Here is a 13,728-nt window from a genome sequence, read left to right as displayed (position 1 = left end):
CCGCTTATTGCGGGACGACGGCGAGCTCCCTGTCCCTGGGCACGAGCGGCGTCGCGATGACCGGGCAGAGCGCCACCGCTGCGAAGGCGAGCGGGTAGCCGAGCAGCGTGATGAGGCCCCCGACCGCCGGTCCCACCACGGACGCCGCCAGGAACTGGCCCGTGTTCTGCGTGCCGAGCGCCCTGCCCGACCAGAACGGCCCGGCGATCTCCGCCACCGAGGTGTACGCCAGCCCGTTGTCCGCCACGGTGACGATGGCCGCGACGATCAGGATCACCGCGGCCCACACCGCGCCGAGCGCCGACGCTGCTCCCATCAGCAGCATCACCACGGCGGCCGCGACGGACACCCAGCGCAGCGGCAGCAGGTGGCTGCCGACCTTGTCGCTCAGCACCCCGACGCCGATGCGCCCGATCGCCCCCGCGAACTGGCTCACGCCGATCACGATCCCGGCGGCGAGGGCGGAGAAGTGCAGTTCGGTCACCAGCCAGACCAGCCCGAACGTCGACACCGTGAACTGCGGGACCACCAGCAGCATCGACACCCCGTGGATGCGCCACAGCAGCGAGGTCTCCTTGTACGGCTTCCACACGGCCAGTGGATGCGCATCCCCTCCCGTCGTCCGCGGAGGCCGGGGCGGGTCGACGATGCCGACGGCGCACAGCACGGCGGACACGGCGCAGAGCACGGCGGGCACCGCCAGTGCGGCGCCGATCCCGCCCGCCGCGGCGAGCTGCGGGATGGTCAGCGCCGCGACGGCCACGCCGAGCGGCTGGCACATCTGCCGGATGCCCATCGCGAGTCCGCGACGCTCCTTCGGGAACCAGCCGATCACCACGCGCCCGCTGGCGGCGTTGGGGCTCGCCGACGCCATCCCTCCCAGCAGGAACAGCGCGCCGAGGCTGAGGTAGTCGCTCGCGAACATCGCCGCGAAGGCGACGGCGGCGGTCAGCGCGAGCCCGGAGGCGATCACCCAGCGCTCGCCGATCCTGTCGCTGAGCGCTCCCCAGCCGATGAGTGTGATGACCAGCCCGAGGGTCGGTGCGGATGCGAGCAGCCCGGCCTCGGCGAGGCTGAGCCCGCGCTCGGTGTGCAGCAGCGGGATGAGGAAGGCGGGCGTCGACACGAACACGGTGGAGCTGGCCTGGGCGATGACGCCGAACGACAGCATGAGCCACGGTCGCGGGGTGCGTTGTACGGTGGAGGTCACGAGGTATACCCTAGTGGTATACCAAGCCGGTATACCAAAAGGAGTCTCCGCGTGGCTGAGCAAACGACCGTCTACGACCGGCTGCGCGCGCAGATCCTCGACCTCGAACGGATGCCGGGCGCACGCCTGACCGAACGCGGCCTCGAAACCGACATCGGCGCGTCCCGCACCCCGCTCCGCGCCGCCCTGATGCGCCTGGAGGCCGACGGCCTCGTCGAGCGCGACGGCCGCGCCTGGCAGATCACCCCCATCGATCTCGGCGAGATCGCCCGGCTCAGCGAACTCCGCGACGCCGTCGAGTCCGCTGCGATCCGGCACAGCTGCGCCCGCGCCTCCGACGACGCCATCGCCGACCTCACCACCCGCCTCGGCGCCTTCGACCTGCACCGGCCGAGCGACGACGCGATGATCGCCGGCACCCACTTCCACGTGGAGCTCGCGCAGCTGTCCGGCAACCACTTCTTCGCCGACAGCGTCGACGCGGCCATGACCAGGCTCGCCCGCACCCGCTGGCTCGAAGTGCGCACGGAGGAGGCGCGCCGCACCGCCTGGCAGGAGCACCGCGACATCCTCGGCCTGCTCGCCGCCCGGGATGCGGAGGCAGCGGCCGACAGCATCCACCGGCACATCGTCGGCACGCACGAGCGCCTGATGGCGGCACTGGATGCCGACACCCGCACCCTGCGCGCCCGCGGCCTCGCGATCGTGCGCTGACGGCGGGTGCAGGACGCAGAAGAGCCCCGACTCCTGGTCGGGGCTCTTCTATCAGAGTGCGTCACTCGGGGGCTGGTTCGTCGGCATCCGCGTCGTCGTCGTCCGGCAGTTCTTCGAACAGTCCGGCGGGCGGGGTGAGCGTCACCGTTCCCGCCGTCACGTCGACCTCGGGCACGATCGCCTTGACGAACGGCACCAGCACTTCGCCGTTCGCGGTCTTGATCGCGAGCAGGTCTTGCGCAGGAAGGTGGTCGACGCGGGCGACGACACCGACCTTCTGGCCGTCACGGAGGGCATCGAGTCCGACCAGCTGGTGGTCGTACCAGGCGTCCTCCTCGTCGGGGAGCTCTTTCACATCCTGGCTGACCCAGAGGATCGCCTTGATGAGGGTCTCCGCCTCCGAGCGGTCGTCCACGCCGGCGAAGAACGCCACGGCGTGGCCGTTGTACCAGCGCAGTTCGGTCAGCTCGAGCGACTTGCCGTGCCATTTGGATGCGGTCGGCACCTGCAGGGTGAAGACCGCTCCTGGGACGAAGCGCTTCTCGGGCTCGTCCGTGTAGAGCTCGACCTTGATCGCGCCCTTCAGGCCGTGCGCCTTGGTGAGCCGTCCGACCCGCAGCTGGGTCTCATCCGGCCGCGGTGCGGCGTCCTTGCGGGGCAGCTTGTGGTCGGCCACCTCAGTCGTCGACGACGTCGACGCGAACGCGTCGGCCGTCGGCCAGTGCACCGACCAGCGTCCGCAGCGCCTTGGCGGTGCGGCCGGACCGGCCGATGACCCTGCCGAGGTCCTCGGGGTTCACACGAACCTCGAGGACCTCGCCACGGGGCGAACTCTTTGCAACGACGTGCACGTCGTCCGGGTGATCCACGATCCCCTTGACGAGGTGCGCGAGTGCGGGTGCGAGCAAGGTGTTACGCCTTCTCGCCGTCGGCGGCAGCCTCGGTGATTTCCTCGGCCTCGGCGACGACCTCGGCCTCAGCGGCCTCCTCGGCCTCGACCTCTGCCTCGACGACGGCCTCGGCCTCTGCTGCGACAGCAGCGGGCTTCTCCGCCTTCGGCTTGAGGACAGGCTTCTTCTTCTCGTCGGCCTGGAACTCGACCTTGGCTTCCTTGACCTTGACGGTGCTGGTGGCGTTCTTGTCGCCCTTGAACTGGCCCCAGTCTCCGGTGAGCTTGAGGAGTGCGAGGACCTGCTCGGTCGGCTGGGCGCCGACGCTCAGCCAGTACTGCGCGCGCTCGGAGTTGACCTCGATGACCGAGGGGTCCTCGGTCGGGTGGTACAGACCGATCTCCTCGATGACACGGCCGTCGCGCTTGGTGCGCGAGTCGGCGACGACGATGCGGTAGTACGGTGCGCGGATCTTGCCGAGGCGCTTCAGACGGATCTTGACAGACACAAATTCTCCTGTGTGTATGAGTGACGTGACGAACTGTCTGCCGTGAGCGTGGGGGGCACACTCGGCAGGAGGTCTATGGTGTTCCACCGCACCTGATTAGAGGGTCGGGTACGAGGGAACTCAACTAGCTATTCTGTCAGATACCGCCGCCCTTTGAACAATCGAATGATCAGGACGCCCACTATGCAGATCGAATTCTCGGAATCCGAGCGTTCCACCGTCGGAATCGAGTGGGAGCTGGCGCTGGTCGACTCGTCGACCGGAGACCTCGTGCAGATCGCCGAGGAGGTGCTGAAGGAGCTCTCCGGGCCGGACGGCGAAGAGCACCCGCAGATCACCCACGAACTGCTGATGAACACCGTCGAGCTGGTCAGCCGGGTGCACCGCACCGTCCCGGATGCGGTCGACGACCTCCAGGGGCTGATCGGGCTCGTCCGCGAGGTCATCGACCCGCTCGGCGTCGAGCTGATGTGCGCGGGAACGCATCCGTTCGCCCAGTGGTTCGACCAGAAGGTCACACCGAACGAGCGCTACGACCGCCTGCTCGACCGCACGCAGTGGTGGGGGCGCCAGATGATGATCTGGGGCATCCACGTGCACGTCGGCATCGACGACAGGGAGAAGGCGCTGCCGATCGTCAACGGCCTGCTCACCTACTATCCGCACCTGCAGGCGCTCAGCGCATCCAGCCCGTTCTGGGCGGGGGCGAACACGGGATACGCCTCCAACAGGGCGCTGATGTTCCAGCAGCTGCCGACGGCGGGGCTGCCCTGGCAGTTCGGCAGCTGGGCGAACTACGAGGAGTACGTGCAAGATCTGGTGACGACCGGCGTCGTGACCGACCACAGCGAGGTGCGCTGGGACATCCGGCCGTCTCCGAAGTGGGGAACGGTCGAGATGCGCGCCTGCGACGGGATGTCGACGGCGGACGAGGTCGGCGCCGTCGCCGCGATCATCCACTGCCTCACCGACCGGATGTCCGGCCAGCTGGACGACGGAGAGGAGCCGGTCACGCTGCAGCCCTGGTTCGTCAGGGAGAACAAGTGGCGCGCTGCCCGCTACGGCCTGGATGCGGAGATCATCACCGCACCGGACGGCAGCGAGCGGCTGGTGTCCGACGCGCTGCGCGACCTGATCGTCGACCTCTCCCCCACGGCGGAACGCCTCGGCTGCCTGGCCGAGCTGGAGACGGTCGACGTGATCCTGTCGAAGGGCGCGAGCTACCAGCGGCAGCTGCGGGTCGCAGAGGCGAACGGCGGCAGCCTGCAGGCGGTCGTCAGCTCGCTCACGCACGAGCTGCGCGACGGACTCGACAGGAGCTGACCCTGCCGCCGCTCCCCTGCTCGCTGCCCCGCTCAGCATCCTCTGCGAACCGGCAACGTATGCTTTCTGCTGTGCTCGCCCGACCGATAACCCGAATCGCCGCCGCCGCCATCGCCGCCATCGTCCTCACCGTGACCGCAGGATGCACCGCCTTCGCCGGCGGAGCCACCGTCACGGGAGAGCCGACGCCGGCCCCGACGTCGCAGGCGTCCTCCGACGCGCCCGTGCGCGCCGCCGCCATCGGAGACTCGATCGCGATCGGCAACGGCGTCCCCTCCGACGACGCCTGGCCGTTCCTCGTCGCCGACCAGTTCGGCTGGACGCTCAACGACTTCGCCGACAGCGCATCCGGCTTCATCGCGCCGGGGCTCAACACGCACACCTACGAGGCACAGGTGACCCAGGCGATCGCCCTGCGGCCGCAGGTCGTGCTCGTCGCGGCCACCCGCAACGACACGCTCGGCTCGACCATCGAGCTCAAGCAGACGGCGACGGCACAGCTGCAGAGGCTGCGCACCGCCCTCCCGGACGCGGTCATCATCGGGGTCGGCCCGATCTGGGGTGCCGGCACCCCGACCCCGGCGACGCCGGTGGTCGCGAGCATCGTCCGCAGCGCCGTGCTCGCGGTCGACGGCACCTGGGTCGATGTCGGCCAGCCGTTCCAGAACCGCGCCGATCTGGTGCAGAAGGACAACGTGCATCCCACGACGGAGGGGCAGCAGTTGCTCGCCGGGCTGATCGCGGACAAGATCGCGGCGGCCAGGGTCACGACGAAGTCCGCGAACGCCTCGTCGCACTGATTCGCGGCCACCGGATGCGGTCAGCGGCCGCCCGCTGATCGAACCTTCTGAAACACACAGCTTTCACGCAGCTTCCGCCCCTTACTCTCGCTCCGTGCGCTTGTCTACCCGTGGCCTCCGAGTGGCCCTTCTCGCCGCCGCCACGGCTGCCGCCGTCGTCCTCACCGGATGCACGGCCGCCGCACCGCAGGAACCCGTCGCCGGGCAGCGCTCGGCCGCAGCGCCCCAGGTCGCGGAGCGTCCCGTCGCCGTCGCGATCGGCGACTCCATCGCGTTCGGCAAGGGCATCCAGCAGGACCAGGCCTGGCCCGCCCTCGTCGCGAAGGTGCACGACTGGCGGCTCACCGACCTCGCCGTCTCCGGCTCCGGCTTCCTGCACCCCGGCTGGAACGGCACGACCTTCCAGCAGCAGGTCGACCAGGCCGTCGCGCTGAAGCCGTCGTACATCCTGATCGCCGCGACCAGGAACGACCGGCTGGAAGACCCGGCGGCGCTCGCTCAGAAGAGCACGGAACTGGTGGGAGCGCTTCGCTCCGCGTTCCCCCGCGCGCACATCATCGGCGTCACCGCCATCTGGGGCTCCGACCAGCCGCCGGCGACCATCACGATGGTCGACGACGCGTTCCGCTCCGCCGTGGAGGACGTGGACGGCACGTTCGTCGACATCGGCTTCCCGCTCGTCGGCCACCCGGAGTGGCTGCAGGCGGACGGCATCCACCCGAACCCGGCCGGTCAGGAGATCGTCGCGAAGGCGATCGAGACCAAGCTCGCGCCGAAGTCCCTCGCGCTGTAGCGCTCGCGCCCTAGCGGCCGAGGAACTTCTGCAGCGAGGCCAGCTCCTCCTCGGATGGGCCACCCTGCTTGCCGGCGCCCGCGCCGCCGCCGAGGCCGAAGCCCGAGCCGCCCTGCGCGCCGGTCGACGGCTTCGCGCCGGAGCTGAGCGCTGCGTTCTCCGCCGCGCGCTTGGCCGGGTTGCCGGAGCGCGAGCCCTTCTTCTTGGGCTGCTGCTTGGCCTTGCCGCCGTAGCTGGCGCCCGGGATCGGACCCATGCCCGGCACGTTCGGCACGCCGCCCTTTGCGACGGTCTTCATCATCTTGGCGGCCTGCTCGAACCGGTTGACGAGCTGGTTCACCTCGGTCACCGTGGAGCCGGACCCCTTCGCGATGCGCAGGCGGCGCGAGCCGTTCAGCAGCTTCGGCGTGGTGCGCTCCGCCTTGGTCATCGACTGGATGATCGCCTCGGTGCGCACGATCTCCTTCTCGTCGAAGTTGTCGAGCTGCTGCTTCATGGCGCCGGCTCCCGGCAGCATGCCCATCATCTTCTTGATGGAGCCCATGTTGCGCAGCTGCTGCATCTGCTTGAGGAAGTCGTCGAGCGTGAAGCTGTCCGTCGCGAACTTCTCGGCGACCTTGCGCGCTTCCTCCTCGTCGAAGGCCTCCTGGGCCTGCTCGATGAGGGTGAGGATGTCGCCGAGGTCGAGGATGCGCGACGCCATGCGGTCGGGGTGGAACGGCTCGAAGTCGTCCAGTCCCTCACCGGTGGAGGCGAAGATGATCGGGCGTCCGGTGACGGACGCGACGGAGAGGGCTGCGCCACCGCGGGCGTCGCCGTCGAGCTTGGACAGCACGACACCGGTGAAGTCGACGCCGTCCTGGAACGCCTTGGCCGTGGCCACCGCATCCTGACCGATCATGGCGTCGATCACGAACAGCACTTCGTCTGGGTCGACGGCCTTTCGGATGTCCGACGCCTGCTTCATCAGCTCGGCGTCGACGCCGAGGCGGCCGGCGGTGTCGACGATGACCGTGTCGTACTGCTTGGTCTCCGCGAACTTCAGGGCGTCCTTCGCGACGCGCACCGGGTTGCCGACGCCGTTGCCCGGCTCCGGGGCGTAGACGGGGACCCCCGCCTGCTCTCCGACGATCTGCAGCTGGGTGACGGCGTTCGGGCGCTGGAGGTCGGCCGCGACGAGCACGGGCGTGTGCCCGTCCTTCACGAGCCACTTCGCGAGCTTGCCGGCGAGCGTGGTCTTACCTGCACCCTGGAGGCCGGCGAGCATGATGACGGTCGGCGGCTTCTTCGCGAACTGCAGCCTGCGCTGCTGGCCGCCGAGGATCTCGACGAGCTCCTCGTTGACGATCTGCACCACCTGCTGAGCGGGGTTGAGGGCCTTGTTGACCTCGTCGCTCAGGGCGCGCTCGCGCACCTTGCCGGTGAACTCCTTGACGACGGGGAGCGCGACGTCGGCGTCGAGCAGGGCGCGACGGATCTCGCGCACGGTGCCGTCGACGTCGGCCGGAGAGAGCTTGCCCTTGGTGCGAAGGTTCTTGAAGGTATCTGCCAGGCGGTCAGACAGCGATCCGAAAGTAGCCATGATCCAACCAGTTTACCGGGCGGATGCTGTGCGTCAGGATTGCGTGTCGACCGCGACCACGTCGCCCCGGATGTCGAACGACACGGTGAGCAGCGCATCCGTCTCGTCCGGGCTGATCGAGTAGTCGAACGTGGCGAAGACCTCCTCCTCGTCGGAGTGGTCTGGCTGCAGCAGGATGCGCAGCAGCTGCAGGGAGCGCAGCACGTCGACGGCGATGTCGCCCGAGTTGTGCACGAGCAGGTCGAGCAGGGTCTCCCCCAGCTTCTCGACGTGCTCGTCGATGTACGCCACGGTGGCGGACTGTCGCGAGCTCAGCTCGGCGATGAGCGCATCCCGTGCCCGGGCGTCGAATCCGTCGATGGCCTGGATGAGCGCGGCGGCGGAATCCAGGGCGAACTCGGTCACCGCCGATTCGTCGTCGGCAAGCAGGTCGACCTCGACCACCTGCTCGGAGAGGTCGGCGGAGTTGTTCCAGGCGAGCCCACCGGATGCGGTCTCGTCGATGATGCCGAAGTAGTCGTGTTCGATGGCCATGCCCGCGCCCCTAGCCGACCAGCTGCTGAGCGAAGACGTGCGCGGTGAAACCGGTGAGGTCGTTGATGCCCTCGCCCTGCCCGACGAGCTTGATCGGGATGCCCGTCTTCTCCTGCACGGCGAGCACGAAGCCGCCCTTGGCCGAGCCGTCGAGCTTCGTGAGCACGAGCCCGGTGACCCCGGCGTGCTCGATGAACGCCTCCGCCTGGGCGAGCCCGTTCTGACCGGTGGTCGCGTCGAGCACCAGCAGCACCTCGGCGATGGGAGCCTGCTTCTCCACCACCCTCTTGATCTTGGACAGCTCGTCCATCAGGCCGCCCTTGGTCTGCAGCCGCCCTGCCGTGTCGATGATCACGATCTCCGTGCCGTCGTTCTTGGCCTTCTCGACGGTCTGGAACGCGACGGACGCCGGATCCTGGCCCTGCTGCTGCGGGCGGACGATCTCGACCCCTGCACGCTGCGCCCAGGTGGCGAGCTGCTCGACGGCCGCCGCACGGAACGTGTCCGCCGCGCCGACCACGACGGTGCGGTCGTAGGTGCGCAGGAACTTGGCGAACTTGCCGATGGTGGTGGTCTTGCCGACGCCGTTGACGCCGACGACCAGCACGACGGCGGGACGGTCGCTCAACTTGAGCGTGGTGTCGAGCTTGGAGAGGCGCTCTTCGAGGCTCTCGCGGAGCATCCGCTGCAGGTCGGCCGGATCGGTGGTGTGGTAGCGGTCGACCTTGGCGCGCAGGTCGTCGACGATCGCCTCGGTCACATCCGGTCCGAAATCGGCGGTGATGAGCGCCGTCTCGAGGTCGTCCCAGGTGGTGTCGTCGATCGTCTTCTTCGCGAACATGCCGCGGAGCGCGCCGGACAAAGACCAGGGGGTGCGTTCTGCCATAGCTCCCAGCGTAGTTGTTAGCGTGTGACCATGTTCTCTCTCGTGGCGGTGTCGGCGGAGCTCGCCGAGCAGCTGGTGGCGATCGAGACCGGCGGGGACGACGCCGTGCACCAGGCGCGCACCAGGGTGCGCAGGCTGCGGAGCATCCTCGGGGTGTACCGGCGCGCGTTCGAGAAGGACGACGCCAAGCGGCTGCGACGGCGGCTCAGAGCGCTGGGCACACGGCTGGGCGTGGTGCGCGATTTGGAGGTGCTGGCGGAGGCGCTCGATGGGCTGGCGGCCGATCCTGGGCTCGACACACCGACGATGGATGCGGTCGTCGCCTTCGCCGCGGACGCCCGCTCCGCACACGCCGCCGCCGTCACCCGTCTCCTCTCCGAGCTGAGCGGCAGGAGCGACCGCCGTCTCGTCGCCGACACCGTCTCGTTCGCGGCCGCCCCTCCGCTCAGCAGCCGCGGAGCCGACCATCCGAGGAAGACGGCCAGGAAAGGGCTGCGCCGCGCCGCCCGCCGGGTGACCGCGCCGGCGGACGCCTCGCTGGAGGCCAAGCACACGACCAGGAAGGCCGCCAGGCGCCTGCGCTACGCGGCAGAGGCCGTCGCCGACCTGTTCGGCCGGGACGCCGTGCGGCTGGCAGCGGCCGCGGAGGCGCTGCAGGACGCGCTCGGCGACCACCGGGACCTGGTGCTCCTTGCCGCCCACCTGCGGCAGAAGGCCGAGGACGCCGAGCTGTCGCCCGCTGCGGCGGCCGGGGTGGAGCGTCTGGCCTCAGCCTGCGAGCAGCGCGCCGACGAGAGACTGGCCGGGCTCGACGACCTCGTGGCCGGCGTGGCGGACGCGCTCTGATCCGCTAGGAGGCCTGCTCCTGCGCCACGCGCTGGCCGACCACTGCGGAGACGCCGTCCTGGCGCATCGAGACGCCGTAGAGGGCGTCCGCGATCTCCATCGTGCGCTTCTGGTGGGTGATGACGATGAGCTGGCTCGACTCGCGGAGGTCTTCGAAGATCGTCAGCAGGCGGCCCAGGTTGGCGTCGTCGAGGGCGGCCTCGACCTCGTCCATGATGTAGAACGGGCTGGGGCGCGCCTTGAAGATCGCGATCAGCAGTGCGACGGCCGCGAGCGAGCGCTCACCGCCGGAGAGCAGCGACAGCCGCTCGATCTTCTTGCCTGCCGGCTTCACGGACACCTCGATGCCGGTGGTGAGCAGGTTCTCCGGGTCCGTCAGCGAGATGCTTCCCGTGCCTCCCGGGAACAGGATGGGGAAGACGTAGCCGAACGCCTCCTTGGTGTCCTCGAAGGCCGACTCGAAGATGGTCTGCATCTTCTCGTCGATGTCCTCGATGATCGTCAGCAGGTCTGTGCGCGTCTTGGTGAGGTCGGTCAGCTGCTCGGTGAGGAACTTGTGCCGCTGTTCGAGGGCGGCGAACTCTTCCAGCGCGAGCGGGTTGACGCGGCCGAGCTGCGCCAGCTTCCGCTCGGCGGCGGCGAGGCGCTTCTGCTGCTGCTCCCGGTTGAAGGGGACCGTCTCGCGCTCGGCGTCGCCGTCCTGGCCCGCGTCGCCGTCCTGATCGGAGTCCTCCGCCGCATCCGGCGTGGGCGCGTCGACCGGGATGGGCACCTCCGGGCCGTACTCGGCGACCAGCACGTCCTCGACCAGGCCGAGTTCGCTGCCCGCGCGTTCGAGCAGGCTCGACAGGTGCAGCTTCTTCTCGTAGATCTGCAGTTCGAGGCCGTGCACGCTCTCGGTGATGACCTGCAGGCGATCGCGCACCGCGTTCTCCTCGCGGCGCAGCGTGGCGAGCTCGTCGTTCTGGCTCGACCGCTTCGCCTCGGCGGCGGCCAGCTCCACCCTCGCCTGCGCGACGGAGCGGTCGACGGAGTCGAGCACGGCGGGAAGCGCCTCGATGACGCCGGTGGCCGCATCCACTTGGCGGCGACGGATGACGGCGCGGCGGGCGGCCTCCTCCGCGGCGGCGCGCTCGGCGTCCAGCTGCCGGGCGAGCGCCTCTCCCCTGGCCTGCTCTGCGCGTACGCGCTCCTTGGCCGTCTCGACGGAGAGCCGGGATTCGACCTCCGCCTCCCTGGCGGCCTCCAGCTCGGCGGAGAGCGCATCCCGTGCGGTCACGTCGAGGATCGGGCGCGGGCGGGACCGTGCCGTCTCCAGCTCCGACTTGGCCTTGTCCGCGGCGGCCTCGGCCTCCGCGACGCGTTCCGCGGCGAGGGACAGCGCGGTGCTCAGGCGGTCGAACTCGGCCTGCGACGCCTCCAGCTGCACCTTGAGCCTGTTGAGCTGCTCGGTCTGCGCCGCCAGCTTCGCGTCGAACTCACGGAGCGAGGCGAGCGCGGCCTGCGACTGCTCCTTCGCCACCTGCAGCACACCGCGCTGCTCGGCGAGGGCGAACTTCGCCCTGTCGATCAGGGAGGTGACCTCGCCCAGCCGGTCCGCCGCAGCATCGCGGTCGGCGATCAGCTCGATGCGGCTCTGCTTCGCGCCGGAGCCGCCGCGCAGCACGTAGTCGGTGAGCACCTCTCCGGACTTCGTGATGATCGTCACCGGGCCGCCGAGCTTCCGCTTCGCGAACGCGGCGGACGCCGCCCTGGCGGCATCCAGGTCGTCGGCGATGGCCGTGAACGCCAGGATGCCGAGCACGCCGTCCGGGGCCTCGACCACCGAGCGCGCGGCGACGACGCCCGCGACACCGGACAGGTCGACCTCGGACGCGGACGCGTCGGCGATGATGACCTCCACCCGCCCCAGATCGTCGGACGATGCCTGGGCGACCGCGTCGAACGCGCTCGCCCTGTCGTCGGCGAGCACCGCATCCGCCAGCGACCCGAGGGCCGCGGCGATCGACGCCTCGAATCCGGGATGCACGCGGATGTGCTCGGCGACCAGCCCGCGCACACCCGGCAGCCGGGCCGCGACCAGGGCGGCAGAGCCGTCCTTCTGGTCGAGCGCGGACGACAGCGCGCTGGTGCGCGCCGCGAGGGCGTCGCGCTCGCGCTCCAGCGTGTGCAGCTCCTCGCGGAGGCGCTCGATCTCGCCCTCCGCCTCGAAGACGTCGGCCTGCGCCAGCTCGTACGCCTCGTCGAGGTTGCCCTCGCCGACGTCGGCCGTCGCCGCCTCCGCCTCTCGGGCGGCGAACTCGGCGCGCGCCTTCTCCCGGCGGTCGGTGGCCGCATCCAGCGCGTTCTGCTGGCGCAGCACCTCTCCGCGCACGGCGGCGAGTCGCTGCGCCGCCGCGTCGGCCTGGCCGGTCAGCTTGGACAGTTCGAGGTCGTGGCGGGAGACGAGGGCGCTCTGGGCGGCGATCTCGTCGTCGACGGCGTCGAGCCGGCCGCGGGCGGACCGGGTGGCGGCCTGCGCGGCGGTCCACGCGGCCTCCGCCTCGGTGACCACGGTGCGGAGCCTGTCGACCTCGTCGCGCGCATCCTGGACCATCTGCTGGCTGACGCTCGGGCCGGCATCCGGTGCGTCGGCCTGGCTGCCGAGCAGCGCGAGCCGCTGGTTGGCCATCGTGTAGAGATTGCGGAGGCGCTCCTGCACGGACTCGAGGCCGAACGCGGTGCGCCGGGCGATGTCGACCTCGTCGCCGACCTGCGCCTGTTCGAGCCGTGCGACCCTCAGCTGCTTCTGCTCCAGCTGCTCCTGCAGAACGATCCGCTCGCTGTGCCGCTCGGACTCCGTGCGGCCGTGGTCGTCGAGCGCCGTGCGCAGCGCCACCACGTCGTCGGCCAGGATGCGCGCCCTGGCGTCGCGTACGACGGCGGCGATCGACTGCGCCTCCCTGGCGATCTCCGCCTGGTGGCCGAGCGGCTTCAGCTGCCGCCTGATCTCCCCGGCGAGGTCGCTCAGCCTGGTGAGGTTGGTCTGCATCGCCTCCAGCTTGCGGAGGGTCTTCTCCTTGCGCCGCCGGTGCTTCAGGATGCCGGCGGCCTCCTCGATGAATCCGCGCCGGTCCTCGGGGCTGGCGTGCAGCACCGCATCCAGTTGCCCCTGGCCGACGATGACGTGCATCTCGCGGCCGAGTCCGGAGTCGCTGAGCAGCTCCTGCACGTCGAGGAGGCGGCAGGCCGAGCCGTTGATCGCGTATTCGCTTCCGCCGTTGCGGAACAGCGTGCGCGAGATGGTGACCTCGGAGTACTCGATCGGGAGTGCGCCGTCGGAGTTGTCGATGGTGAGGGTGACCTCTGCGCGGCCGAGCGGGCCGCGGGTGGAGGTCCCGGCGAAGATGACGTCCTCCATCTTGCCGCCGCGGAGCGTCTTCGCGCCCTGCTCCCCCATCACCCAGGCGAGCGCATCCACCACGTTGGACTTGCCGGAGCCGTTCGGCCCGACCACGCAGGTGACGCCCTGCTCGAACGCGAAGGTCGTCGGCTGCGCGAACGACTTGAACCCCTTGAGCGTCAGGCTCTTCAGATACACCCGCCGCTCCTCGCTCTCGTCCGTCTACCGCGCCGTCGCCCCAAATTTACCCGACCCGTCCC

Annotated in this window: 13 protein-coding genes; 5 read left to right on the top strand and 8 right to left on the bottom strand. The window is 70.0% G+C overall.

Going from position 1 to position 13,728, the window contains the following annotated elements; translation table 11 throughout:
- Positions 1-4 precede the first annotated feature (4 nt).
- The gene (locus HF024_RS08495) at positions 5-1,171 is read right to left on the bottom strand and encodes an MFS transporter (protein WP_168690838.1); all 1,167 of its coding nucleotides are present in this window, start codon (positions 1,169-1,171) and stop codon (positions 5-7) included.
- Positions 1,172-1,261: 90 nt separating this feature from the next.
- Here HF024_RS08495 and HF024_RS08490 point away from each other — a divergent pair, with 90 nt between their 5' ends.
- Entirely contained in the window at positions 1,262-1,924 is a 663-nt protein-coding gene (locus HF024_RS08490; RefSeq protein ID WP_168689272.1) for a GntR family transcriptional regulator, read from the top strand.
- A 61-nt stretch (positions 1,925-1,985) separates the two neighbouring features.
- On the opposite strand, the gene rimM is transcribed toward HF024_RS08490, so the two are convergent.
- Genes rimM through rpsP form a run of 3 tightly spaced genes read right to left on the bottom strand, consistent with a single transcriptional unit; the run spans position 1,986 to position 3,322 of the window.
- Complete coding sequence (gene rimM / locus HF024_RS08485) at positions 1,986-2,600, bottom strand: ribosome maturation factor RimM (RefSeq protein WP_168690837.1); 615 nt, start codon at positions 2,598-2,600, stop codon at positions 1,986-1,988.
- Between the two features lies 1 nt (position 2,601).
- The gene (locus HF024_RS08480) at positions 2,602-2,832 is read right to left on the bottom strand and encodes an RNA-binding protein (RefSeq protein WP_055893072.1); all 231 of its coding nucleotides are present in this window, start codon (positions 2,830-2,832) and stop codon (positions 2,602-2,604) included.
- Between the two features lie 4 nt (positions 2,833-2,836).
- The gene (rpsP, locus tag HF024_RS08475) at positions 2,837-3,322 is read right to left on the bottom strand and encodes a 30S ribosomal protein S16 (protein WP_085368586.1); all 486 of its coding nucleotides are present in this window, start codon (positions 3,320-3,322) and stop codon (positions 2,837-2,839) included.
- 183 nt (positions 3,323-3,505) lie between these two features.
- Here rpsP and HF024_RS08470 point away from each other — a divergent pair, with 183 nt between their 5' ends.
- The 3 genes from HF024_RS08470 (at position 3,506) to HF024_RS08460 (ending at position 6,238) form a co-directional block, all read left to right on the top strand.
- Positions 3,506-4,645, top strand: coding sequence for a glutamate--cysteine ligase (locus tag HF024_RS08470; RefSeq protein WP_168689271.1), 1,140 nt, complete (start codon positions 3,506-3,508; stop codon positions 4,643-4,645).
- Positions 4,646-4,716: 71 nt separating this feature from the next.
- Complete coding sequence (locus tag HF024_RS08465; RefSeq protein ID WP_247597372.1) at positions 4,717-5,445, top strand: SGNH/GDSL hydrolase family protein; 729 nt, start codon at positions 4,717-4,719, stop codon at positions 5,443-5,445.
- 121 nt (positions 5,446-5,566) lie between these two features.
- A complete protein-coding gene (locus tag HF024_RS08460) occupies positions 5,567-6,238 on the top strand; it encodes an SGNH/GDSL hydrolase family protein (RefSeq protein WP_247597371.1) in 672 nt (223 codons plus the stop codon).
- A 10-nt stretch (positions 6,239-6,248) separates the two neighbouring features.
- Here the strand turns inward: HF024_RS08460 and ffh are convergent, their stop codons facing one another.
- From ffh to ftsY, 3 genes are read right to left on the bottom strand one after another with little or no spacing between them, the layout of a single operon-like run.
- The gene (gene ffh / locus HF024_RS08455; RefSeq protein WP_168689270.1) at positions 6,249-7,820 is read right to left on the bottom strand and encodes a signal recognition particle protein; all 1,572 of its coding nucleotides are present in this window, start codon (positions 7,818-7,820) and stop codon (positions 6,249-6,251) included.
- A 33-nt stretch (positions 7,821-7,853) separates the two neighbouring features.
- A complete protein-coding gene (locus HF024_RS08450) occupies positions 7,854-8,354 on the bottom strand; it encodes a DUF2004 domain-containing protein (RefSeq protein WP_168689269.1) in 501 nt (166 codons plus the stop codon).
- A gap of 10 nt (positions 8,355-8,364) precedes the next feature.
- On the bottom strand, positions 8,365-9,240 hold the full coding sequence (ftsY, locus tag HF024_RS08445) for a signal recognition particle-docking protein FtsY (RefSeq protein ID WP_085368591.1): 876 nt from the start codon (positions 9,238-9,240) through the stop codon (positions 8,365-8,367).
- A gap of 30 nt (positions 9,241-9,270) precedes the next feature.
- Here ftsY and HF024_RS08440 point away from each other — a divergent pair, with 30 nt between their 5' ends.
- Positions 9,271-10,086, top strand: coding sequence for a CHAD domain-containing protein (locus HF024_RS08440; protein ID WP_247597370.1), 816 nt, complete (start codon positions 9,271-9,273; stop codon positions 10,084-10,086).
- A gap of 4 nt (positions 10,087-10,090) precedes the next feature.
- Here the strand turns inward: HF024_RS08440 and smc are convergent, their stop codons facing one another.
- Positions 10,091-13,666 (bottom strand): chromosome segregation protein SMC, encoded by a 3,576-nt coding sequence (smc, locus tag HF024_RS08435; protein WP_168689267.1) that lies wholly within the window; start codon positions 13,664-13,666, stop codon positions 10,091-10,093.
- Positions 13,667-13,728: the final 62 nt, after the last annotated feature.

The sequence above is a fragment of the Leifsonia sp. PS1209 genome (assembly GCF_012317045.1).
GTDB lineage: Bacteria > Actinomycetota > Actinomycetes > Actinomycetales > Microbacteriaceae > Leifsonia.
This window is presented reverse-complemented; position numbering and strand designations above follow the sequence as displayed.

Excerpts from the sequence above, each read along its gene's own strand:
- HF024_RS08495 (WP_168690838.1), bottom strand. The coding sequence starts at position 1,171 with ATGCTGTCGTTCGGCGTCATCGCCCAGGCCAGCTCCACCGTGTTCGTG.
- HF024_RS08470 (WP_168689271.1), top strand. The coding sequence starts at position 3,506 with ATGCAGATCGAATTCTCGGAATCCGAGCGTTCCACCGTCGGAATCGAG.
- ffh (WP_168689270.1), bottom strand. The coding sequence starts at position 7,820 with ATGGCTACTTTCGGATCGCTGTCTGACCGCCTGGCAGATACCTTCAAG.
- HF024_RS08450 (WP_168689269.1), bottom strand. The coding sequence starts at position 8,354 with ATGGCCATCGAACACGACTACTTCGGCATCATCGACGAGACCGCATCC.
- ftsY (WP_085368591.1), bottom strand. The coding sequence starts at position 9,240 with ATGGCAGAACGCACCCCCTGGTCTTTGTCCGGCGCGCTCCGCGGCATG.
- HF024_RS08440 (WP_247597370.1), top strand. The coding sequence starts at position 9,271 with ATGTTCTCTCTCGTGGCGGTGTCGGCGGAGCTCGCCGAGCAGCTGGTG.